General features: G+C 71.2%; 18 protein-coding genes, 1 tRNA gene, 1 other RNA gene and 4 pseudogenes. 15 read left to right on the top strand and 9 right to left on the bottom strand.

The window, feature by feature from the left end:
* Positions 1-1,549, bottom strand: a pseudogene (locus tag NBX02_RS02725) (hypothetical protein); the annotation flags it as partial.
* Positions 1,550-1,882: 333 nt separating this feature from the next.
* Here NBX02_RS02725 and NBX02_RS02720 point away from each other — a divergent pair.
* Positions 1,883-2,521, top strand: coding sequence for a hypothetical protein (locus tag NBX02_RS02720; protein WP_250285713.1), 639 nt, complete (start codon positions 1,883-1,885; stop codon positions 2,519-2,521).
* 388 nt (positions 2,522-2,909) lie between these two features.
* Here NBX02_RS02720 and NBX02_RS02715 read toward each other — a convergent pair whose 3' ends face one another.
* The 5 genes and pseudogenes from NBX02_RS02715 to NBX02_RS02700 all read right to left on the bottom strand — a co-directional run bounded on the left by NBX02_RS02715 (position 2,910) and on the right by NBX02_RS02700 (position 4,688).
* Positions 2,910-3,329, bottom strand: coding sequence for a hypothetical protein (locus tag NBX02_RS02715; RefSeq protein ID WP_250285714.1), 420 nt, complete (start codon positions 3,327-3,329; stop codon positions 2,910-2,912).
* On the bottom strand, positions 3,326-3,604 hold the full coding sequence (locus tag NBX02_RS22885; RefSeq protein ID WP_445548224.1) for a CopG family transcriptional regulator: 279 nt from the start codon (positions 3,602-3,604) through the stop codon (positions 3,326-3,328). Before NBX02_RS22885 ends, NBX02_RS02715 begins: the two co-directional genes overlap by 4 nt.
* Positions 3,605-3,669: 65 nt before the next feature.
* A pseudogene (locus tag NBX02_RS22880) lies at positions 3,670-3,892 on the bottom strand (phosphorothioated DNA-binding restriction endonuclease); the annotation flags it as partial.
* A 168-nt stretch (positions 3,893-4,060) separates the two neighbouring features.
* Positions 4,061-4,148: transfer RNA gene (locus NBX02_RS02705), tRNA-Ser, on the bottom strand.
* A gap of 117 nt (positions 4,149-4,265) precedes the next feature.
* Positions 4,266-4,688, bottom strand: a complete 423-nt coding sequence (locus NBX02_RS02700) for a TOBE domain-containing protein (RefSeq protein ID WP_250285716.1) — start codon at positions 4,686-4,688, stop codon at positions 4,266-4,268.
* 189 nt (positions 4,689-4,877) lie between these two features.
* Between NBX02_RS02700 and ffs the strand changes: the two genes are divergently transcribed.
* From ffs to NBX02_RS02650, 11 genes and pseudogenes are all read left to right on the top strand, one after another.
* Positions 4,878-4,974: signal recognition particle sRNA small type (gene ffs, locus NBX02_RS02695), an RNA gene on the top strand.
* A gap of 70 nt (positions 4,975-5,044) precedes the next feature.
* Positions 5,045-7,915: a DNA polymerase III subunit gamma and tau gene (locus NBX02_RS02690; RefSeq protein ID WP_250289827.1), complete on the top strand. Its 2,871-nt coding sequence runs from the start codon at positions 5,045-5,047 to the stop codon at positions 7,913-7,915.
* Between the two features lie 148 nt (positions 7,916-8,063).
* The gene (locus NBX02_RS02685; RefSeq protein ID WP_013872111.1) at positions 8,064-8,378 is read left to right on the top strand and encodes a hypothetical protein; all 315 of its coding nucleotides are present in this window, start codon (positions 8,064-8,066) and stop codon (positions 8,376-8,378) included.
* A complete protein-coding gene (locus NBX02_RS02680; RefSeq protein ID WP_250285718.1) occupies positions 8,378-8,755 on the top strand; it encodes a twitching motility protein PilT in 378 nt (125 codons plus the stop codon). The genes NBX02_RS02685 and NBX02_RS02680 overlap by 1 nt, the downstream gene beginning before the upstream one ends.
* Positions 8,756-9,015: 260 nt before the next feature.
* Entirely contained in the window at positions 9,016-9,150 is a 135-nt protein-coding gene (locus NBX02_RS22875; protein WP_445548223.1) for a hypothetical protein, read from the top strand.
* A 35-nt stretch (positions 9,151-9,185) separates the two neighbouring features.
* A pseudogene (locus tag NBX02_RS02675) lies at positions 9,186-9,774 on the top strand (IS607 family transposase).
* Positions 9,771-11,100 (top strand): annotated as a pseudogene (tnpB, locus tag NBX02_RS02670) (IS607 family element RNA-guided endonuclease TnpB). Before NBX02_RS02675 ends, tnpB begins: the two co-directional pseudogenes overlap by 4 nt.
* A gap of 46 nt (positions 11,101-11,146) precedes the next feature.
* Positions 11,147-11,626 carry a YbaB/EbfC family nucleoid-associated protein gene (locus NBX02_RS02665; RefSeq protein ID WP_250284130.1) on the top strand — a complete coding sequence of 160 codons (480 nt, stop codon included), beginning with the start codon at positions 11,147-11,149 and terminating at the stop codon, positions 11,624-11,626.
* A 222-nt stretch (positions 11,627-11,848) separates the two neighbouring features.
* The gene (recR, locus tag NBX02_RS02660) at positions 11,849-12,445 is read left to right on the top strand and encodes a recombination mediator RecR (RefSeq protein ID WP_250284148.1); all 597 of its coding nucleotides are present in this window, start codon (positions 11,849-11,851) and stop codon (positions 12,443-12,445) included.
* 304 nt (positions 12,446-12,749) lie between these two features.
* Positions 12,750-13,223, top strand: coding sequence for a hypothetical protein (locus NBX02_RS02655; RefSeq protein ID WP_250284127.1), 474 nt, complete (start codon positions 12,750-12,752; stop codon positions 13,221-13,223).
* A gap of 223 nt (positions 13,224-13,446) precedes the next feature.
* Complete coding sequence (locus tag NBX02_RS02650) at positions 13,447-14,700, top strand: Fic family protein (protein WP_250284125.1); 1,254 nt, start codon at positions 13,447-13,449, stop codon at positions 14,698-14,700.
* Between the two features lie 121 nt (positions 14,701-14,821).
* On the opposite strand, the gene NBX02_RS02645 is transcribed toward NBX02_RS02650, so the two are convergent.
* Positions 14,822-15,826 carry a zinc-binding alcohol dehydrogenase family protein gene (locus NBX02_RS02645; RefSeq protein ID WP_250284146.1) on the bottom strand — a complete coding sequence of 335 codons (1,005 nt, stop codon included), beginning with the start codon at positions 15,824-15,826 and terminating at the stop codon, positions 14,822-14,824.
* 152 nt (positions 15,827-15,978) lie between these two features.
* Positions 15,979-16,563, bottom strand: a complete 585-nt coding sequence (locus tag NBX02_RS02640) for a TerD family protein (RefSeq protein WP_250284124.1) — start codon at positions 16,561-16,563, stop codon at positions 15,979-15,981.
* 304 nt (positions 16,564-16,867) lie between these two features.
* On the opposite strand from NBX02_RS02640, the gene NBX02_RS02635 reads away from it, so the two are divergent.
* Positions 16,868-18,136 carry an aspartate kinase gene (locus tag NBX02_RS02635; protein ID WP_250284121.1) on the top strand — a complete coding sequence of 423 codons (1,269 nt, stop codon included), beginning with the start codon at positions 16,868-16,870 and terminating at the stop codon, positions 18,134-18,136.
* Positions 18,133-19,302: an aspartate-semialdehyde dehydrogenase gene (locus tag NBX02_RS02630; RefSeq protein WP_445548222.1), complete on the top strand. Its 1,170-nt coding sequence runs from the start codon at positions 18,133-18,135 to the stop codon at positions 19,300-19,302. The genes NBX02_RS02635 and NBX02_RS02630 overlap by 4 nt, the downstream gene beginning before the upstream one ends.
* Before the next feature lie 683 nt (positions 19,303-19,985).
* Here the strand turns inward: NBX02_RS02630 and NBX02_RS02625 are convergent.
* Positions 19,986-20,192, bottom strand: a complete 207-nt coding sequence (locus tag NBX02_RS02625) for a cold-shock protein (RefSeq protein WP_250284119.1) — start codon at positions 20,190-20,192, stop codon at positions 19,986-19,988.
* 522 nt (positions 20,193-20,714) lie between these two features.
* Here NBX02_RS02625 and NBX02_RS02620 point away from each other — a divergent pair.
* Positions 20,715-21,832, top strand: a 1,118-nt coding sequence (locus NBX02_RS02620; protein ID WP_250289824.1) for an Eco57I restriction-modification methylase domain-containing protein, incomplete at its 3' end; no start/stop codon positions are given.

Here is a 21,832-nt window from a genome sequence, read left to right as displayed (position 1 = left end):
TATCGCGGTGGGACGCGATCCGGTCGTCCATCTCGCGGATGCGCACGACCGCCCGGGCGGCCCGCCGGCTCGGCTCGCCGGTGGGACGCGGCGCCGTCAACGCCACCGGCGCGTCCCCGGGCCGGGTCGTCAACTGGCTGATCGCCGCCTGGGAGGCGAGGACGCGCAGCCGCTCGTCCGGGCGGAATCCGTCCCGGCGCCAGGTCGCGACGTCCAGGACGAGCGTTTCGACGACGTCGTCGGTCAGCTCCCGGTCGGAGATGTCCGCCAGCAGCACCCGGCCGTGCGCCGGCGCGTCCTCCTCCCGGCGCAGCACCCACAGCGCCGTCCGGTAGGCCGGCCGGAACGGGACCATCCCGCCAGGCAGGTGGATCACCGCCTCGACCAGGCCGGTGGCCAGCAGCTCGTCGCGGCGCCGCACCGCCGGCCGGTGCACCGGCAGCGGGTCCACCAGCGCCTCGGCCGGCCCGAGCAGGACAGCGGTCTGCCGTGGGCGCAGCGCGTCGGCGATCCGGCGCACCGCGACGAGCACGCCCACGGCGTCGCGCTCCTCCGCCGGCCGGAACGGCAGGCGGGTGACGACGGCGTCGGCGTTCGCGCGGCGCGCGGCCGAGGCACGAACGTCCAGGTCACGGCGGCTCACGCCGGCGACCGTGAACCGGCGGCGGGCCAGCCGGGCGAGGAACCGGTCGGGCTCGGCCCCGCTGATCCGCACGTCGTACGCCTCGCCGATCACCGAGTGGACGGCGGCCAGCAGGTCACCGGCACCCGCCGCCGGGTCGGCCACGTGCACGGCCCCGACATCCCGGGCATGCTCACGGGCGCCGGACAGCTGCGCCATCAGGCTCGCCAGCTGGGATACCACCGAGTCGGTGTAGAGCTCGGGAACGTTGAGGCGGTGGCGGGCGCCGAGCAGCCGTTCGAACGCGTCGCGGGTGCTGTAGGCCGCCTCGACCAGTTCGTCGACGGCGGGAGCCAACCAGCCCACGTGCGCTCTGAGAGCCGTCACCTCGGAGAGCAGCAGCCGGTCGTCCGGATCGACCCGCTCCGCCCGGACACGCAGCGACGCGCGCAGATCATCGACCTTCTCCGCGTCGACGGCCGTCGCGGTCCCGGCGGCCGTCGCGGTCCCGGCGGTCATCGCGGTCCCGGCGGTCATCGCGGTCCCGGCGGTCATCGCGGCCTCGGCTGTCGTCGCTGTCGGGGTGAGCGGCTCGTCGTCGAGGTGGCGTAGGCAGAGCAGCGCGCTGGCCGCGGCGACGAAGGTGCGGGCGCCCATCCGCTGGCCCAGGCAGCGCAGCAGGTAGAGGCGCAGATCCGCGTTCTCGATCCGGCGGTTGCCGCGCCGCGGGTTCGCGGCGAGCCAGCGCACGACGTCCGGCGCATGGAACATCGGGATGCCCGCGTCCAGCCCCTGAGCCGTGACGGGCGCAGGGAAGTCCGCGTGCCGACGCCGCCAGGTGGTCACCACCGCGCGTCGCACGTCGGCGAGGTCGGCGATCTCCGGCATCGAGATGAGCAGCGTGCCCGCGTCGGTCAGGTCCGGCATGTGCTCACCCCCGTTCGCGCCAGTGCGCCGCCCACGGCCCGATCCGTGGTCGCGTCAGGCAAGCATAGTTATGATAAAGAGAAATAATATGAGGAAGACTGATAACCCTGGTTATCAGCTGAATGTTTGATCCCTGGGCTCCGGCGCCTCCACAGTGACCTCCGTCCGGGCCGCTCGGGGGGGACGGCTCGGACACCCACTCCGGCGTCCCTCCCCCATCCGCCGCCTTCTTCGCTCCACAAGCGGCTCCGGCGGCAGCGGTGGTCGTCCGTCCAAGCCTTTTCGGTACTCGCCGCAGGACACCCAGAAAGTGATCATCGAATGCGTCTTCTCATGCCATCCAGAATCACGACCTCCATTGAGGCGCGTGCCGGACGGACCGCTTTTCCCGCGCTTCTCTCGCTCCTCGCCGCCGTGGCGTTGGCGATGACCGGCTGCGCCAGCATCGATCCGGACGGAGCGGGAGCCGACATCGTCAACCAGCCGAACAGTTCGGCAGCCCCCGGCACGACACGCACCGGCGACGCCCCCGGCACCCGGCAGAAGCCCGTGCCCGCCGGTACCACCGTCAAGATCGGCGACTGGCAGGTGACCCTGGGCCCCACCGTCCTGAACGCGACCGCCCAGGTCACCGCCAAGAACAGGTTCAACGATCCCCCCGCCGCCGGCCGGCAGTTCGTGATGGTGCCCGTCAACCTGACCTACAATGGGCCCGATTCCGGGACACCGTGGGTCGATCTGTCATTCCATTTCCACGGCTCGGGCGGGAACACCTTCGGCAGAGGCGGCGAGGACGACCACTGCGGGGTCATCCCGACCAGCCTCAGCGACGTCAGCGAAATGTTCCCGAACGCCAAGGCATCGGGCAACGTCTGCGTCTCCGTCCCCACCGACCAGGTGCAGGGCGGCGCCTGGATCGTCGAGGAAACCCTGGCCCTGGACAGCAACCGAGTCTTCTTTGCCCTCCAGTAGGGCCTTCGCGGAGCCGACAACCTGCCAGGAGATCACAGGTGTCACAGTAGGAGATGCGGTGCCAGGAAGGAGGATCGATGTCTGAACCACAACCTTCCTCGACGCGTGCCTTGCGGGGCGAGCGCTGCTCCCCGAGGTCGATGACTGGGTGGCTGCCTGGCACGATGCTGGCGGTGCCCCGGCCGGCCGGCCCATGCCGTTGCGCGACTACCTCGGACTCACGTATGAGGAGTATGGAATGTGGGTCGAGCAGCCGGGATCACTACGCTTTGCGGTCGCCACACTCCGATCCGAGAACGTCCCGCGGCATTATGATCCGTTGCGGACGAGTACGAATCCGGTGTCGGGCTCGGTGAGGCGCGTTGCGCCGTCGGAGATTTGTGCCGGGTCATACCTTCTTGACGACGATGGTGTGCGGGAGGAGCTTCTCCAGGTCATCGAGGTCCGAGGTGAAGACGGTTACCTGCCCCTTCTGCTGTCGTGCGATGACGGCGAGCACGGCGTCGATCGCGTACTTGTGGCCGTGCGGCCTGGTATCGGCCAGGAGGCGCCGGGCCTGGCGGGCCTCGTCCTTTCCGATGTCGGCGGCCTTGAGCCGGGAGAGGACCCAGTCCCAGCGCTGCTCGGTGGTTCTGCCGTCGTACGCCTCGACCAGCGTCATCGGAGACGTCACCACCTCGGCTTCCCCACGGGCCGCGAGGTCGAGCCAGGCGATCATCTTCCGATCGCCGCGCACGGCCAGGGCCAGGGCGTCGCAATCGAGAACGAAGACGCGCAGGGGCCGCTGCTCGGCACCCCGCTTCTTCACGCCGCCTCTCCGGCGTTGTGCTGCCCCGTCGTGCGGCGTCGCTCGTGTTCGGCGTCGAGCTCCGCCAATTCGTCGAGTGCTGCCGCACGCTCGTCACCGGCGACGGGGCCGTGTTCTTCCTGCAGCCAGTCGACCAGTTCCGCAAGGCGGTCCCGATCCCGCTTGAAGCGCAGCGCCTCGGCGACGTATGCCGACAGGCCCCGCTCTGCCGCCTCCGCGCGGATCTCGTCCAGCAGATCCTCGGGGATCGTCACCGTGACCTTCTTCGTCGCCATACAAGAGACCATACTCTTGGTGTCGTGCCCCTTACCATTGCGTCGTATGGCCGACGCCTTGGTGATCATGCGGCCGTGACGGGGCGCGGGCTTCCGTGGAAGACCTGGCTTGGTGCGCCAGGAGCGGTGGATGGCCGCGACGGGGTGGGTGCCCGGTTGAGGTCCGATGAGCGGTCGGCCGGCGAGCGCTATGACGTGTTCACGGGCGGCGGGGCTGTGGCCGACGAAACGCTGTGAGACCAGGATGCGATCACTGTCACCGATGCCGAGGATCCCCTTGTCGAAGACGTATTCGATGGTGACGGCTTGGCCCTCGTCGATGGCGTGGGCCAGTTGACGGATGTCGGAGAGGGACAGCAGGCACGCGTGGCCGGCGACGATATCCTCTGAGCCCACGGCACGCCGAAGGCCCCGGTCGTCGAACGGTCCGGGGCCTTCGTTTCCGCTGGTCAGCGGTGGCGGAGGATGCGAGATTCGAACTCGCGAGGGGTTGCCCCCAACACGCTTTCCAAGCGTGCGCCCTAGGCCACTAGGCGAATCCTCCGTCGACCACACTATCGGATCCGAAGGGCGATCGAGACAGCGGGCCGAGCGGGCTGAGTGCTCCGAGCGGGCCGAGCGGGCCGAGTGGGCCGAGTGGGCCGAGTGGGCCGCGGCCGGGTCAGGGGCCGGCGATGGCGATCTCCGTGGACTTGATCAGGGCGGTGACCGCGGAGCCCGCCGCGAGGCCGAGGTCGCCGACAGCCGCCTTGGTGATCGCAGCGGTGATTGTTTCCCCGCCTTCGATGGCGACCTTCACGATGGCCAGCGCCTCGCCCTGGTCGATCGCGGTGACCGCGCCGGGGAGCTGGTTGCGGATGCTCAGGCCGGACACCTCGCCCACGGCCAGGGACACGTCCGTCGCCTTGATCAGAATCCGGACCTGTGAGCCGCTGGCGACGCCGAGCTCCCGGACCGCCTCGGTGGTCACCGCGGCAACCACTTCCTGCCCGGTGGCGAGACGAATCTTCACAGCACTGATCGCCTCGCCTGAAGTGATTTCAGTCACAGCCCCAGAGAGCTGGTTACGAATGCTGATGCTCATGCTCGACCTCACCGAGTTTCCTGCGTGTCGTGGGCGATCGGGTGCCGCTACCTTCGCACGGGACGTACTCGGGCCGTCTCGACGCTGAGCGGTATGGAACAGTTTGCCGAGGTTCACCGTCCGGACAATGGTCACCGCTGGCAGGTACCCCCGCCGCGAAGATCCCCCCGGCAGGCCATAGACTGCTGGACAGACCCCTCGTGCGGCGTCACCCTCGTGAACCCCCCCAGGGCCGGAAGGCAGCAAGGGTAAGCAGGCTCTGGCGGGTGTGCGGGGGGTCGCCCTCCGTTACGGGGTCTTCTTCGTCACGGGGTCGCGGTCCTGGGTTCCGACGAGGCAGGCAGGCCGGTGGTCCGGTGAGCGGTGCGCTGTACAACCGATACCGTCCGGCGACCTTCGCCCAGGTCGTCGGCCAGGAGCATGTCACCGGCGCGCTCATGCAGGCGCTGCGCACCGGCCGCCTGCACCACGCCTACCTGTTCAGCGGGCCGCGCGGCTGCGGCAAGACGTCGTCCGCGCGCATCCTCGCCGCATCCCTGAACTGTGTGGACGGCCCGACGCCGCAGCCATGCGGGGCCTGCGACCAGTGCGTGTCGATCCGCGCCGGGGTCAGCATGGACGTCACCGAGATCGACGCCGCCTCCCACGGCCTCGTCGACGACGCCCGTGACCTGCGGGAACGCGCTTTCTTCGCACCCGCCTCGGCGCGCTTCAAGGTGTTCGTCGTGGACGAGGCGCACATGGTCACCGCGGCGGCCTTCAACGCCCTGCTCAAGGTCGTCGAGGAGCCTCCGCCGTACCTGAAGTTCGTGTTCGCGACCACCGAGCCGGACAAGGTCATCGCCACCATCCGGTCCCGGACGCACCACTACGCGTTCCGGCTGGTCCCGCCCGGGGTGCTGCGCGACCATCTGACGTCGATCTGCGCGCAGGAGAGCGTGGACGTCGACCCGGCGGTGTTACCGCTGGTCGTGCGGGCCGGCGCCGGGTCGGTCCGGGACTCGCTGTCCGTCCTCGACCAGCTGCTCGCCGGCGCCGGCCCGGACGGCCTGGGCTACGACCGGGCGGCCGCGCTGCTCGGCCTGACCGACGGCGTCCTGCTGGACGAGGCGGTCGACGCCCTGGCCGCGCGGGACGGCTCAACCGCCTTCACCGTCATCGACAAGGTCGTCTCCTCCGGGCACGACCCGCGCCGCTTCGCCATGGACCTGCTCGAACGCCTGCGGGACCTGATCGTGCTCGCGGCCGTCCCGGACGCCCCCGCCAAGGGGCTGCTGGAGAGCTACTCGGCCGACCAGCTCGAACGGATGCGTGACCAGTGCGCGCGGATGGGCCCGGCCGAGCTCTCCCGCGCCGCCGACGTCGTGCACACCGGCCTGGTCGAGATGCGCGGCACGACCAGCCCACGGCTGCTGCTCGAGCTGACGCTGGCACGCGCGCTGCTGCCCGCCGCGAGCTCCGACCCGGCGGCGCTGCTGGTCCGCATCGAGCGGCTGGAACGTCAGGGGGTGGCCGCCGGTCCCCCCGGTGCCCCAGCCGCGGGCGCCACGAGCATCGCGAATACGGCCCCCGGCACGCAACCGGCCGTCCTTCCAGGCCCGGCCGCCGCGAGCGCGGTTCCCGCGAGCCCGGCTACCGCGGCGGGCCCTATCGTCGCGGCGGGTGCGGTTCCCGCAGGCCCCGCTGCCGCTGTGGGCGCGGTTGCCGCCGCGGCGGCTCCGGGCGTCCCGACGGCAGTTCCAGCCGCCGCGGCCGGACCGGCATCCAGAACAGCTCCGGCCAACGTGGCGGGTCCTGGGTATGGCTCTGGTTCTGGCTCTGGCTCTGGCTCTGGCTCTGGAGGAACGGTTCCCGGGGCGGCGGCCGCGGTGGGAACCGGCGCGCCGATCCGGGCCCCGCACCGGCCTGCCGCGACTGCCGCGGCGCAGTCCCCCGGTCCGGCTGGCTGGGCTCCCGCGGCCGAGGTGCCGCCACCAGCCGACGCCAGGCCTGCCTCCTTCACTCCCGTTCCTCCCACGGCTCCGCCAAGCGGGCCGGGCGGGCCGGGCGGGCCGGGCGGGCCGGGCGGGCCGGGCGATGGAACCGACGCCGGCCGGCTGCGTGCGGTCTGGGGCGACGTGCTGCGCGCAACCCGGTCGCGCACCGCACATGCCCTGTTGCAGGAGTACGCATCGGTCGCGGACGTCCGACGTGACGAGGTCGTCCTGGCCTTCTCAGCGCCACCGATCGCCCGGCTGTTCGGCCAGGGCAGCAACGTGGACGTCCTGTGTGCCGCGCTGACCGAGGTCCTCGGCGGCACCTGGCGGATCACCATCGCCGCGGGCGGCGGGCCGTCAGGCGGGCCGCCCGGAGGTGCGGGGCCCTCTGGCGGCGTCGGCCCGTCGGGCGGCGTCGGGGGATCCGGCGGCTGGCCGGGCGCCGCGAACCCGGGCGCGGGGCCAGCCGCCGGCGGCCCCTCCGTCCCGCCAACGGCCTTCGGTCCGTCGACAGCTTTCAGTTCGTCGACAGCCTTCGGCGCGTCGACGGCATCCACTTCACCGACGGCGTCTGCTCCACCGACGGCGTCCGGTGCCGTGGGCCCTCACGTCGCCGCGCCGCCGACGACGCCACGGGGCCAAGCGGCATCCACCGACTGGCCGGCTGTCCGGCCGGTGGGCGACCCATCGGCATCCACGGCCCCGGACACGGTCTCAGGGGCGGTCCCGCAGCAGGCGCCATGGGTGCGGCCAGCTCCGCAACCGGCTCCGAACGCCGTCGCACCGCCACCACCGCCCGGAAAACAGCATCAGCACAGCGCCTCGCCCACTCCCGTGGCTGTTCACGACGACACGAACGAGCCGCACATGCCACCGGCAGGCCTGCCGCCAGCGGGTTCGCCGCCACCGGGGAGCTCGGCGGCAGCAGGTCCGACGACGGGTCCCGCAACGGCCCCGGTGGGTCCGGCAACGCCATCGGCTGCCTCGGCGACCGGTCCGGAGACCGACGACGCGGTCGACGACGAGTGGTTCCCCGCCGACGACCCGTCCGGGCCCGCTGGTTCCTCGCCGGAAAGCCGAAGCCAGCACGACGTGTCTTCCGCGCCCGGGGTGTCGTCCCCCACGTCGGCGAAGCCGGCCTGGGGAGGACAGGAAACCTCAGCCGCCGAACCGCTGTCGGGCGAGGACGCGGCAATGGCCCTGCTACGAACCGGCCTCGGCGCCACCATCATCGAACAGCCCGCAAGGTGACACCCACCGCCCCCGGGTCGAATCCAACCGGCTCACACCATATGATCACTCGCGAATGATGCCACACCGTACGATATTATTCACGGTGCGACACAAAGACCTCAACCAAGGAGTTACCACGATCGTAGGAGGGGATTAGCATATCCATATGAGTGTCAAACAGCGGCTCTCGGCCTCTGTGGACGCCGAGTTGCTGGCCGTGGCCCAGGAGGCGGTCGCGCAGGGCCATGCGGAGAGTGTGAGCACCTGGGTGAACGACGCCCTGCGCCTGAAAGCCGACCATGACCGTCGGCTGCGGGCCCTCGACGACTTCCTCGCCGCCTACGAGGCCGAACACGGTGAGATCACCGAGCAGGAAATGCGTGATGCCGCCCGGCAGGCTCGTTCCCGAGCAGTCGTGGTGCGCGGAGCACCAGGCACGGATGCCCCTCCTTCACCTGGCCGTGATCGGGGAGCCGCCTGATGCTTGTGCTGGACGCCGGGGCGTTCCTCGCGGTCGAACGCGGTGACTGGAGCGTGGTGGCCCTGGTCAAGCGGGAACGCCTGGCAGGCCGCCCGCCGGTCACGCATGGGGGTGTGGTCACCCAGGTCTGGCGGGGTGGGCGGGGACGGCAGGCCGGGGTCGCCCACCTGCTCGCCGGCGTCACCGTCACACCGCTCACCGACGCCCTGGGGCGCAGGGCGGGCATGCTGCTGGCCCGCAGCGGCCAGTCGGACGCGATCGACGCGGCCGTGGTGTGCCTGGCGGCCGACGGAGACGACATCCTCACCTCCGACCCAGGTGATCTTCACATGCTCGCCCAGGTCGCCAATATCCACGTGGAACTCATCGCCGTGTAAGAAAGCCGGCAGCCACGATCTCCACCGCTCGAGCAAAGAACCGGCAGGCCGCGTGCGAATACCGATGGGTGCGGTTCCACTGAAGCGAGACCATTGGGTGAGCGATCTTCGGATGCCATGATGGGTTTGATCAATAAAAGGACTCCTTCTCGTTTCCTTAAAACAAATATTGGCTAATCACGGCAGCACATTGCCACATCAACGAACGCGTTCTGATCGACCGCTACCTCTCTGTGATACTGCGTTCGGAGTCGTCTGCCATGGTCCGCCAGGAACTGTGGGCGTTGCTCCTGACCCACCGCGCCATACGCCGAGTCACGACTGCCGCCGACCACGCCGGCTCCGACTGGCTATCGTTTCTGCACACCCTGCAGGTCGTGCGCAACCACTTCTGACAACTCAGCGCCAGGCAGCGCCGTATAGTCACGGAGTGAACCTCAAGGAGTGGGCTGCCGCGAACGGAGTCGGGTACTCGACCGCGCGCCAGTGGTTCCTTGAGGGCAAACTGCCGGTTCCGGCCCGGCGGGTCGGCGGGTCGGCGGGTCGGCGGGCTGATCCTTGTGGAGCAGTCCGACCGCCCGGCCGCCGGTGATCTGGCCGTGGTGTATGCCCGGGTGTCGTCCGCCGATCGGAAAGCTGACCTCGACCGGCAGATCGCCCGGGTCGCGACGTGGGCCGGCGAGCGGAACATTCCTGTCGGCCGGGTCGTGACCGAGGTCGGGTCGGCACTGAACGGGGATCGCCGGAAGTTCCTCACACTACTACGCGATCCGGCGGTGACGACCATCATTGTCGAGCACCGTGACCGGTTCGCACGGTTCGGCTCCGAGTACGTCGAAGCCGCTCTTGCCGCCCACGGCCGTAAGCTGCTGGTCGTCGACCCGGACGAGGCCGACGACGACCTCGTCCGCGACATCACCGAGATCCTGACGTCGATGTGCGCCCGGCTCTATGGCCGTCGCGCCGCGGCGAACCGGGCCCGTCGCGCGGTCGCCGCCGCGACCGAGGCGGCCGAGTGAGGACCTTGCAGGCGTACCGGTTCGCTCTCGATCCGAATGAGGTCCAGTTCGCGGGGCTGTCTCGGCATGCGGGGGCGTCCCGGTTCGCCTTCAACTGGGGGCTGGCCCGGGTGAAGGCGGCGCTCGCCCAGCGCGACGCCGAGCAGTCCTATGGCTTGACCGGGGACCTGCTCACCCCGGTGCCGTGGACGCTCCCGGCGCTGCGGCTGGTCTGGAACGCCGCCAAACACGAGGCCGCTCCATGGTGGGCCGCGTACTCGAAGGAGGCGTACGCGGCCGGGCTCGACCAGCTTGCCCGCGGATTGAAGAACTTCACCGACTCCCGGAAAGGAAAGCGGAAGGGTAGCCGGGTCGGTTTTCCCCGGTTCAAGAAGCGTGGGAAGGCACGCGACAGCTTCCGGTACACCACGGGCGCCTATGGGCCGGCCGGGGATCGGCGGGTGAAGCTGCCCCGGATCGGCCGGGTGAAGGTCCACGAGCCCCTGACGGCGCTCACCGACCGGTTGGCTGACGGGCCGGGCCCGGCTGCTGGGCGCGACCGTGTCGAGGGCCGCGGGCCGCTGGTTCGTGTCGTTCACCGTCGAGGTGGAGCGCGAGGTCCCCGCCGGCCCGTCCGCGCGGCAGTGTGCGATCGGGCCGGTCGGTGTGGACCTCGGCGTGAAGCACTTGGCCGTTCTCTCCACGGGAGAGACGATCCCGAACCCGAAGCATCTGGCCGCCTCTCTGCGCCGGCTGCGGACGGCATCGCGTGCGTACTCCCGCTCGAAGCCTGGTAGCGCCGCCAGGCGTGCGCGGGCCGCCCGCCTGGCGAAGATCCACGCCCAGGTTGCCAACCAGCGCCGGGACGGGCTGCACAAGCTCACCACCCGACTCGCGACGGCCCACAACGTGATCGTCGTTGAGGATCTGCACGTCGCCGGGATGGTGCGTAACCGGCGGCTGGCCCGCGCGGTATCGGATACCGGCATGGCCGAGGTCCGCCGCCAGCTCGCCTACAAGACCAGCTGGTACGGCTCGGCGCTGCACGTGGCGGACCGCTGGTACCCGTCGAGCAAGACCTGTTCCGGCTGCGGCGGGCGAAACCCAAGCCTGACCCTGTCGGACCGCACCTTCACCTGCCCGTCCTGCGGGCTAGTGATCGACCGCGACCTGAACGCCGCGGTCAACCTGCGTGACCTCGTCGCCGGCAGTGCGTCGGAGACGGTAAACGCCCGTGGAGCCGACCATAAGACCCGCGTGAGCGGGCAGGTGGCTATGAAGCGGGAACCCGGCTCGGCTCCGGCCGGTCAGACCGGGAGCGCCGCCCCGCAAGGGGCGGCGGCGTGAAGGCGTGCCATCTGACGCTCTCATGCAACGGACGTAGGCTCGTGGCATGTCGAACCCGCAGATACCGCCGGGCGCCGGGCCGGGCATCGGTCAGCTTCTTCAGCAGGCCCAGCGGATGCAGGCCGAGTTGCTGACCGCCCAGCAGGACCTTGCCGACGCCAGGGTCGACGGCACCGCCGGCGGCGGCCTGGTGAGGGCCACGGTGACCGGTGGGGGTGAGCTGGTCGATCTCGTCATCGATCCCGCCGCGGTGGATCCGTCCGACACCGAGACGCTCGCCGACCTCGTCCTCGCGGCGGTCCGGGACGCCGCCGACAACGCGCGCAGACGTGCCTCCGAGCGGATGGGCCAGGTCACCGGCGGGCTCGGTGACATCCTCGGCGGGTTCGGCGGCCCCGGTGGTATCGGGAGTCCTGGCGGTATCGGGGGTCCTGGCGGCATCGGTGGTCCCGGCGGAGTCGGCGGTGGCCCGGCGGGTCTGCCGGGCGGGTCAGGCCCGGGGTCGATACCTCCCGGCCTGGGATGACAGGCGCGCGATGAACGACTCGCAGGCGGGCGGGCAGGTGCCGCCTGGACACGTGCCGGCCAGGCCCGCCGGAAGAACGCCCGCCGGAAGAACAGCCGTCAGAATGGCGATGGCCGGAACGCCCGGCTCCGGCACAACGGGCTCCGGCACAACGGGCCCCACGACAACCGGCTCCACAACAGCGGGCCCCACAACAGCGCTCCGCGGGACGGGTCGGTGACGATGTACGAGGGGATCGTCCAGGATCTGATCGACGAACTCGGCCGGCTGCCGGGCATCGGCCCGAAAAGCGCGCAGCGGATCGCCTTCCACCTGCTTTCCGCCGACCCGGTGGACGTGCGGCGGCTGGCGGCCACACTGAACGAGATCAAGGACAAGGTCCGCTTCTGCCGGACGTGCTTCAACGTCGCGCAGGCGGAGCTGTGCCGGATCTGCGCCGACCACCGCCGCGATCCGGCGCAGATCTGTGTTGTCGAGGAGCCGAAGGACGTCGTCGCCGTCGAACGGACCCGGGAGTTCCGCGGGCGCTACCACGTTCTCGGCGGAGCGATCAATCCGATCGGCGGGGTCGGCCCGGACGATCTGCACATCCGGGAGCTGATCGCCCGGCTCGCCGACGGAACGGTGACCGAGCTGATTCTCGCGACCGATCCGAACACCGAGGGCGAGGTCACCGCCTCCTATCTGGCCCGCCAGATCGCCCCCATGGGCCTGAAGGTCACCCGGCTGGCCAGCGGCCTGCCCATGGGCGGGGATCTGGAATGGGCGGACGAGGTGACCCTCGGCCGCGCCTTTGAAGGCCGCCGCGTCGTCGTCTAGTCGTCGTCCAGTTGTCGTCTGGACACGTCTGGACACGTCCGGGCAGCCGTCCGGACGGACGTCTCGAACAATCCTCCGGACGAAGGCCGTCCGAACGACGCCGTTCCGGACCGGCCCGTAAGGCCGGATCCCCGTACGAACCCGTCAGTTCCCCGAACGGACGGTGGCCGGAGCCGGCGGTGTGATCCTCCTCAGTACACGCATGTCGCCAGATACCCGTGACCGGTGCATACGTTGTTCTGGCCGGACAACGTGACCACCGGAAACCGTCACGGAACCCATGAAGGTCAGGAGTACACGACCAATGATCATAAGTGCGCACGTGGGCGCCGGAGCGCTGATCGGCACCGCACTGCGTCGGCCTCTTCCCGCATTTGCCGCCGGGTTCGTCTCCCACCTCGCCATGGACATGGTGCCGCACTGGGGAGCCGGCCCGGGGCGGAGCTGGGTTCCGGTGGCCCGCCGCGACGGCGTGGCCGGGCTGGCCGCCATGGGCATCCTGACCGCGGCCGCGCCGCCGGGGCGCCGGCTCGCGCTCCTGGCGGCCATGAGCGGGGCCTGTCTGCCCGACACCGACAAGATCGGCATCTACTTCGTCGGACGCAGCCCGTGGCCGCGCGGCTTCGACCGCTTCCACGGGCGCATCCAGCGGGAGTCCACCGACCTGCTGCCCCGGGACGTTCTTGTCGCCGCCGCGCTCAGCACGGCCGCCGGCGGGCTGCTGCACCTGCTGGGCCGGAGGCGGGGGCCGAGCCCGAACCGGCTGGTACGGCCGTGAGGCCCGACGGGCTCCCGTTCCCCGTGCGGCGGCCTGCCCCAGGCGGCCCTCGCCCTGGGCCCGGTCCTCAGAGCAGTCCTCAGGGCAGTCCTCAGAGCGGCCTTCGCCCCGGGCCCGGGCATTCTCCCGTTCCGGACAATTCACGTGTCCCGCTGGCCGCCCCGCCGCTGCTGGCATGCTGAAAACACTGAAACAAAAACACTGAAAACAAAGGAATCCGGCGATGGGTCGATACGGGGAGCAGCTGTGGTCCCCGGATCCGGCCGCGCCGCCGCGTGGGCGCCGGGTGGGCGTGTACCGCCCCTACTGCCCCGACCCGCTCGCCGCCAGCCCGCCGGCTCTCCCGCGGGATCTGCTCTCCCGGGCCACCGCCATCGAGGCCAGTATCCGTGCGCTGCGCGGCACGGCCACGGTGAGCCTGGAGCGGGCGGCCGGCTTCCTGCTCCGCTCGGAGGCCATCGGATCGGCCCGGATGGAGGGCATCCGGGTCGCCCCACAGCAGGTCGCGCTGGCGGAGTTCGCCGCCACGGCCACCCCGGACACCACCATCGAGGGTTTCAGCACCAGCGCCCGCGGGGTCGCCCACACCATCGCCGCGCTCCGCCAGGCGGTCACCGACGCCGCCCAGGCCAGGACGATCACAGTGGACGGCATCGTCGGCCTGCAACGCACCCTGCTGCCGGAGCAGCCTGGCACCGGCCCGCGGACCGTGCAGACCTGGCTGGGCGGAAGCGAGTGGAACCCGCTCGACGCCGCCTTCGTGCCGCCGCCCGCGTCCGCCGTCGACGGGCTGCTGGCCGACCTTGCCGCGTACGCGTCCGAAGGCGGGCACCCGTCCCTGGTCCAGGCCGGGCTCGTCCACGCGCAGTTCGAGACGATCCAGCCGTTCGCCGACGGCAACGGACGGGTCGGGCGTGTGCTCATCCACGCGCTGCTGGCCCGGCGGGGGCTGCTCGGCCCGGCCGTGCTGCCGGTCAGCCTCGTCTTCATGACCCGGCCGGACGAGTACGTGGCGGCGCTGACCGCCTTCTGCCACAACGGCCCGCCGGACAGCGCGGCCGCCCGCGCGGCGGTCGGCCAGTGGCTCACCTTCTTCCTGGACGCCACGGCCGCCGCCGTCGAGGAGACCCGCAGGTTCACCGTGGAACTGGCCGCGCTGCGCCGCTCCTGGGACGTCCGGCTGTCTGCTTTCCGCAACCGGACGACCGCGTTCCGGAACAGGCCGTGGGAGCCGTCCATGTCCGACCAGCTGTTGGCAACGCTGCCCGAATCCCCGGTGCTCACGGAGGTGAGCGCGGCACATCGGCTGGGCGTCCCGCCGCGGACGGCCCGGGCGACGGCCGAAGAGCTTGTCGCGGCCGGCATCCTGCGCCGCCGGCAGATCGGCCGCGGCACCATCGGCTACCTCAACCGGGAGGTATCCGACCTGTTCAGCGCCGCCGAACGCCGGCTCGTCGCGTCCAGAAAACGCTCCTGACCGGACGGCCGCCATGCGCCAGCCGGACGGACACGCTCAGCCGGACGGGACGCTCAGCCGGCCGCCACGCTCAGCCGGCCGCCACGCTCAGCCGGCCGCCACGCTCAGCCGGCCGCCACGCTCAGGTGGACGGGAACAGCACCGCGGCGCCGTTGACCCGGTCCGCGGCCAGGTCGACGAGGGCGTCGTCCGCGCGGTCGAGCGGGTACGGCGTGATCGTGACCGCCAGGTGGTGCCGGCCGGCGATCTCCAGGAACTCGCGGCCGTCCGCCCGGGTGTTCGCGGTCGTGCTGCGCACGGAGCGTTCCTGGAACAGATGCCGCTGGTAGTTCAGCGCCGGCACGTCGGAGAGATGGATACCGGCGATCGACAGCGTCCCGCCCCGGTCGAGGGCACGCAGCGCGACCGGCACCAGATCGCCGACCGGAGCGAAGAGGACCGCGGCGTCCAACGGCTCCGGCGCAGCCTCATAGGCACCGGACGCCGACGACGCGCCGAGTGAGAGCGCGAGCCGGCGGGCCGCCTCGGAACGGGTCATGACGTGCACCCGCGCTCCCTCCGCCAGCGCCACCTGCGCGGCCAGGTGGGCGGACGCGCCGAAACCGTAGATCCCCAGCCGGCCGCCGGGCGGCAGCTCCGCCCGGCGCAGCGCCCGGAAGCCGACGATGCCCGCGCACAGCAACGGCGCCAGCTCCCCGTCGGAATAGCCCGCCGGCAGTTGGTAGGCGTAGTCGGCGCGGACGACGGCGTACTCGGCGTAGCCGCCGTCGGCGTCCCAGCCGGTGTAGCGGGACGCCGGGCACAGGTTCTCCGCGCCGCGCCGGCAGTAGCCGCAAGCGCCGTCGGTCTCCCGCAGCCAGGCGATGCCGAGGCGGTCACCGACAGCGGCCCCGACGACGTCGCCGCCGACCGCGTCGACGTAGCCGACGACCTCGTGCCCGGGGATGGTGCCGGGCCGGCGCGGCGGCAGGTCGCCCTCGGCGAGATGCAGGTCGGTGCGGCAGACACCGCAGGCCGCGACCCGCAGCCGGACCTCACCGGCGGCCGGCTCGGGTACCGGGACGGCCGCCCGGCGCAGCGGCCGGGCCGCCGCCGGAGCCGGTGCGCCGACCTGCCAACCGATCATCGTCGGTGCCATGCCCCCGATGTTCCCAGCTCCGGCCGGCACCTACCGGGCCCCGGCGACCCGGGCCCCGGCGACGCGGCCCGCCGGCCGCCGAGCGACAGGGCCCGGGGGTCGAGCCCGTCACGCACCGTCGCTCTCGGACGGCGACGCCCTCAGACGTTGACGCCGTGGTCGCGGGCGAGGCCGCTGAGGTCGTTGTGGCCCTGGCCGACCGCGCGGAACTTCCATTCGGCACCGTTCCGGTAAACCTCACCGAAGATGACGACCGTCTCGGTGGAATAATCCTCGGACAGGTCGTAACGGACCAGTTCGATGCCGGTCTGGTCGACGACGCGGATGTAGGCGTTGCGTACCTGGCCGAAGTTCTGCTGCCGGTCCTGCGCGCCGTAAATCGACACCGGGATGACAATCTTGTCGATCTCGGCCGGCACCTGGCCGAGGGTGATGACGATCGACTCGTCGTCCCCCTCCCCCGCGCCGGTGAGGTTGTCGCCGGTGAGCTGGATGGCGCTCTCCGGGGACTTCAGATTGTTGAAGAAGATGAAGTACTGGTCGCTGAGGACCTTGCCGTCGGCCTTCACACCGATGGCGGAGGCGTCCAGGTCAAAGTCGGTTCCGGTGGTGGTGCGGGCGTCCCATCCGAGCCCGACGGTGAGCGCGGTGAGCTGGGGCGTGCCCGCCTCGGCCGCCTGCTTGGTGAGGCTGACGTTGCCACCCTTGGCAAGGCTGATGGCCATGTGCAGTCATCCCTTCCGATCGGGGCCCGTCTGCTGGCGGGCCGCCCCGACCGATGTCCGACAATGGATTCCAGAAGAACCCTCGCACACAGGTGGTCACCCGCCCACCCCAGGTCGGGCTTTGTACATGGCGGGGCATGCCGGCGGCGTGGCCCGTCGACGGCCGCAGCTCTTCCCGCGTCCCGGCCCCGGCGGGCCAAAAGCGGCGCAATCGCGCTTTCACCCCCGGCGAAGCGGCACTCGGGACCGGCGTGTCCCCGAGCGACGGGACGGGCCGCCATGGGTCCCAAGTAACCTGGGACCCATGGCGCTCGTCGTGGCGAAGTTCGGTGGCTCCTCCGTGGCGGACGCCGACCGGATCAAACGGGTCGCCGAACGGATCGTGGCCCAGCGCCGCCGCGGCGACGACGTGGTCGTGGTGGTGAGCGCGATGGGTGACACCACCGACGACCTGCTCGACCTCGCCGAGCAGGTCGCCCCGCTCCCCCCGGCCCGCGAGCTCGACATGCTGCTCACCGCCGGTGAGCGCATCTCCATGGCGCTGCTGGCCATGGCCATCTCGAACCTGGGCGCCGAGGCCCGTTCCTTCACCGGCTCCCAGGCCGGGGTGATCACCGACTCGGTGCACGGCCGGGCCCGCATCATCGACGTCACCCCGGGGCGCATCCGAAGCGCCCTGGACGAGGGCGCCATCGCGATCGTCGCCGGCTTCCAGGGCGTCAGCCAGGACACCAAGGACGTGACGACGCTCGGCCGCGGCGGTTCGGACACGACCGCCGTCGCGCTCGCGGCCGCCCTGGGCGCCGACTTCTGCGAGATCTACACCGACGTGGACGGCGTCTTCACCGCCGACCCGCGGATCGTGCCGGACGCCCGCCGCATCGAACGCATCTCCTACGAGGAGATGATGGAGATGGCGGCCTGCGGGGCCAAGGTGCTCATGCTTCGGTGCGTCGAGTACGCGCGCCGCTACACCGTCCCCGTGCACGTCCGCTCGTCGTTCTCGTTGCGGCCGGGGACATGGGTCACCGAGATTGCGGAGGCAGAGCTGGTGGAACAGGCCATCATCCGGGGAGTCGCGCACGACAAGGGGGAGGCGAAGGTGACCGTGGTCGGCTGCCCGGACAAGCCCGGGGTCGCCGCCGCGGTGTTCCGGGCGGTCGCCGACGCCGACGTCAACCTCGACATGATCGTCCAGGTCGGGTCGGTCGCCGGCAGCGGCCGGACCGACATCTCCTTCACCCTGCCGAAAACCGACGGCCGTAACGCTCTGAACGCGCTGGAGAAGGTCCGTACGGAGATCGGGTTCGAACGGACCCTGTACGACGACCACATCGGCAAGCTCTCCCTGGTCGGCGCGGGGATGAAGTCGCATCCGGGGGTGTCGGCCCGGTTCTTCGGGGCGCTGGCCGACGCCGGGGTCAACGTGGAGATCATTTCTACCTCGGAGATCCGGATCTCGGTGGTCATCCGGGACACCGACCTGCCGGTCGCGGTGCGGGCCGTCCACGGCGCGTTCGGGCTCGGCGACCCCGACGGCCAGGCCGTCGTCTACGCGGGAACCGGCCGATGACCGGCGGGGCGCGCGAGACGGCGACGGCGACCACGGCGGCGGTGCCGGCGCGTCCGCTGCCGGCCGCTCCGGCGGGTGCTGTGAACGCGGGCACGGGCGCGGGCCGGCGGCCGACACTGGCGGTGGTCGGGGCGACCGGCGCCGTGGGCACGGTGATGCTGTCGCTGCTGGACGAACGTCCCGACATCTGGGGCGAGATCCGCCTGATCGCCTCGGCCCGGTCCGCCGGGCGGCGGCTGCGGGTCCGCGGCGAGGACGTCGAGGTGCTCGCGCTCACGCCGGAGGCCTTCGACGGTGTCGACATCGCCATGTTCGACGTACCGGACGAGATCTCGGCGCGGTGGGCGCCGGTCGCCGCCGCCCGCGGGGCGGTCGCGGTCGACAACTCGGGGGCGTTCCGGATGGACCCGGACGTTCCCCTCGTCGTGCCCGAGGTGAACGCGGACGCGGTCGCCGACCGGCCGCGCGGGATCATCGCCAACCCGAACTGCACGACGCTGTCGATGATCGTCGCGCTTGGCGCGCTGCACCGCGCCTTCGGCCTGCGGTCCCTGGTCGCGACGTCCTACCAGGCGGCCAGCGGGGCCGGCCAGGCCGGTGTGGACACCCTCTACGCCCAGCTTGCCGCGGTCGCGGGCGACCGTGACCTCGGCCGGAGCGCGGGTGACGTCCGCAAGGCGGTCGGCGCGGACGGGCTCGGCCCGTTCCCGGCCCCGCTCGCGCTCAACGTCGTGCCGTGGGCCGGTTCGCTGAAGGACGGCGGCTGGTCGTCCGAGGAAACGAAGATCCGCAACGAGTCCCGGAAGATCCTGGGGCTTCCCGGGCTGAAGGTGTCCGCGACCTGCGTGCGGGTACCCGTTGTCACGACTCACGCGGTAGCCGTGCACGCGTGGTTCTCACAGCCGGTCACGGCGGATGCCGCACGGGCCGTGCTGCGCGCGGCGCCGGGCGTGGCCGTGCTGGACGATCCGGCGGCTGGTGAGTTCCCCACCCCGGCGGACGTCGTCGGTACCGACCCGACCTGGGTCGGCCGGGTCCGGCAGTCCCCCGACGACCCGCACGAGCTGGCCCTGTTCGTCTGTGGTGACAACCTGCGCAAGGGCGCGGCGCTCAACACCCTCCAGATCGCCGAACTGCTGGTGTCCCACGACCGGCTGGAGCGGTAGGCGGGCCGACCAGCGGGCCGGGGCCGACGGGACGACGCCAGGCCGGATCGACATGCCGCGGAAGATTCAGCCGTGACGCCGCCGGCAACACGGCCGGCGGTGAAAACCGGGGAATCCGCCCGCTGTCGGCCGTCTGGAGAACGCTGTATTTCACTCGATGTGACGCAGTCCGGCCGGATGTGATTCCGGTCACGGGACGACGGAAACACCCGACGGAGCCGGACAGTTAACACGACCGGTTCCGAAAAACAGAATCGCGGCACCGTTCGGTGCACCGGACACGCCGTTGGGACGACGCTATCAGGGCGAAGATGTTTCCCTGGCGCACGCCCACGACAAAAGATGAACAAACATTCTGGCCGGTACCGGCGCCAGCGGACGATCCAGATGAGACCAGGCATAGCGGACATCACCCGCGGCCCGTGGGTACGCAGCCGGGATCCGAGCGGGCAGCCAACCACCACCGCCTGGCGAGCGCGGAACAGGAAAGCGCGCGGAACAGGAAAGCACGCGGAACACAGAGAGCGAACCGACGGCGCGGCTCATGATGATTGGTGGCGATTCACCGAGCCCCAAGCCAGTTACACGCACCAACAAGAAACGAGGGCCCGCCCCTGACAGCAGATGGCGGGCCCTCGCCCTATGACTGTGGAAAATACCTCGGAGTTACGTCCCTACGTGGCTCAGACGACGACACGAACGGCGTCAGCCTGCGGACCCTTCTGCCCTTGGGTCACTTGGAACTCGACCCGCTGCCCCTCTTCCAGGCTCTTGTAGCCTTCCATGTCAATCGCACTGTAGTGGACGAAGACGTCCGAACCGCCACCGTCCACGGAGATGAAGCCGAAGCCCTTCTCCGAGTTGAACCACTTCACCGTGCCCTGAGCCACGTGCCGTTCTCCCTGCTGGTGCAGTCAGGACCCACACCGCGCGGGCCCCGGACCGTCTGCCGCGGAAGAATTCTGCTTCTCCCGCGTCAGCGTTCGCCGTCGCCGCCCCTTGTAGGCGTCAACCGCCGAACTTGGCCATGGAAGACGCTACACGGCTACCGGCCATGGCGGGAGCCCTCCGGGCAAGGAAGTCCACTACATACCTCACGCACCGGGTGATGCCACAACATCCCAGGTAACCCACCGCAACCCCCGGCCAGGGAGCCGGGCGGCCCGGTGAAGTCCCCCACATCCGCGTGGGCGCCCCAGCCGCGAGGCGCGTACGCCCCGGGCCACGGGAGCAGCCGGAACGGGCATGGTTCCAGCCTCCACACCCGGCGTACACGTCCCAGCCGCAGGCGGACGCGGAACGGGCACGCCGCCCGCTCGCACCCGCGGGGACAGAAGCGGCTCGTACCGGGTGAAGCGAAGTCAGGACGACGCGCCGGACGAACTGTCGGTGCCGGGCTCTAGGGTTTGGACGTGGCAACCCCGACCCCCGAGACGGCCCGCGCCCCCGACGTCACCGGCAGGTCCGGGACGGCCGGCGGCCCGTCGTCGGGCGGGGCCGCGCTCCCGGCCGCCCGGGAAGCGACCAGCGCCACAGATTCGATCACTCACCGTAAGATTCGCGGCGCCTTCTTCACGCCAGCCGCGCTATGTGATCATATTGTCACCTGGGCGCTCCGCGACCGGGATGACAGCGTCCTCGAGCCTGCCTGCGGTGAGGCGGTGTTCCTGCTGGCGGCCGCCCGCCGGCTGCGGGCTCTCGACGGCGTCGCCGGCCAGCGGCCCGACAGCCATCCAGGCCATCAGCCCGGCAGCCGCCCCGGCGATCACGTCGGCGATCACGTCTGCGACGACGACCACGACGGCCGGTCCCGTGGCGGCGGCCATGCCGGCGACCGCGGCGACAAGAGCAGCTATGGCGACAAGAACAGCTACGGCGGCGAGGCTGTCCAGCCCCGCGGCGGCCGCCAGGGCGGCCTGCCGCACCGCGCCCAGCTGCGCGGGATCGAGCTGCACGCGCCGACCGCAGCCGCGGCCGCCCTGGCCGTGACGTCGAGCGGCGAGCAGGCCGAGATCACCGTCGCCGACTTCTTCGCCGTGCCGGCACGGCCCGACTTCGACGCCGTCGTGGGCAACCCGCCGTACGTGCGATACCAGAAGTTCCACGGTGAGGCTCGCGGGCGTGCCCAGGCCGCGGCCGGGCAGGCCGGTGTCCGCCTGACCAGCCTGGCCAGCTCGTGGGCCGCGTTCACCGTGCACGCGGCCCGGTTCCTGCGCCCGGCCGGGCGTCTCGGCCTGGTGCTCCCGGCCGAGCTGCTGGCGGTGAACTACGCCGCGCCCGTCCGGCAGTTCCTGCTGGAACGCTTCCGGCACGTCCAGCTCGTGCTGTTCACCGAACGGGTCTTCCCCGGGGTGCAGGAGGAGGTCCTGCTGCTGCTCGCGGAGGGCACCGGGCCGGCCGGCCGCTTCGACGTCCACCAGGTGCGCGACCTGGCCGAACTCGCCGCCACCGGGGCCGGGCACACCGCGGGCCCGCCCGGCGGCACGGCACCGGGCGCGGGAGGCCCGCTCGACGGGGGGCAGCCCACGAA

It is taken from the genome of Protofrankia sp. CiP1_Cm_nod1 (assembly GCF_920888515.1).
Classification (GTDB): domain Bacteria; phylum Actinomycetota; class Actinomycetes; order Frankiales; family Frankiaceae; genus Protofrankia.
Note: the sequence above shows the minus strand (reverse complement) of the source record. Positions and strands in the feature narration are given on the sequence as shown.

Excerpts from the sequence above, each read along its gene's own strand:
- NBX02_RS02720 (WP_250285713.1), top strand. The coding sequence starts at position 1,883 with ATGCCATCCAGAATCACGACCTCCATTGAGGCGCGTGCCGGACGGACC.
- NBX02_RS22885 (WP_445548224.1), bottom strand. The coding sequence starts at position 3,604 with ATGGCGACGAAGAAGGTCACGGTGACGATCCCCGAGGATCTGCTGGAC.
- NBX02_RS02700 (WP_250285716.1), bottom strand. The coding sequence starts at position 4,688 with ATGAGCATCAGCATTCGTAACCAGCTCTCTGGGGCTGTGACTGAAATC.
- NBX02_RS02685 (WP_013872111.1), top strand. The coding sequence starts at position 8,064 with ATGAGTGTCAAACAGCGGCTCTCGGCCTCTGTGGACGCCGAGTTGCTG.
- NBX02_RS02680 (WP_250285718.1), top strand. The coding sequence starts at position 8,378 with ATGCTTGTGCTGGACGCCGGGGCGTTCCTCGCGGTCGAACGCGGTGAC.
- NBX02_RS22875 (WP_445548223.1), top strand. The coding sequence starts at position 9,016 with ATGGTCCGCCAGGAACTGTGGGCGTTGCTCCTGACCCACCGCGCCATA.
- NBX02_RS02665 (WP_250284130.1), top strand. The coding sequence starts at position 11,147 with ATGTCGAACCCGCAGATACCGCCGGGCGCCGGGCCGGGCATCGGTCAG.
- recR (WP_250284148.1), top strand. The coding sequence starts at position 11,849 with ATGTACGAGGGGATCGTCCAGGATCTGATCGACGAACTCGGCCGGCTG.
- NBX02_RS02655 (WP_250284127.1), top strand. The coding sequence starts at position 12,750 with ATGATCATAAGTGCGCACGTGGGCGCCGGAGCGCTGATCGGCACCGCA.
- NBX02_RS02650 (WP_250284125.1), top strand. The coding sequence starts at position 13,447 with ATGGGTCGATACGGGGAGCAGCTGTGGTCCCCGGATCCGGCCGCGCCG.
- NBX02_RS02645 (WP_250284146.1), bottom strand. The coding sequence starts at position 15,826 with ATGATCGGTTGGCAGGTCGGCGCACCGGCTCCGGCGGCGGCCCGGCCG.
- NBX02_RS02640 (WP_250284124.1), bottom strand. The coding sequence starts at position 16,563 with ATGGCCATCAGCCTTGCCAAGGGTGGCAACGTCAGCCTCACCAAGCAG.
- NBX02_RS02635 (WP_250284121.1), top strand. The coding sequence starts at position 16,868 with ATGGCGCTCGTCGTGGCGAAGTTCGGTGGCTCCTCCGTGGCGGACGCC.
- NBX02_RS02630 (WP_445548222.1), top strand. The coding sequence starts at position 18,133 with ATGACCGGCGGGGCGCGCGAGACGGCGACGGCGACCACGGCGGCGGTG.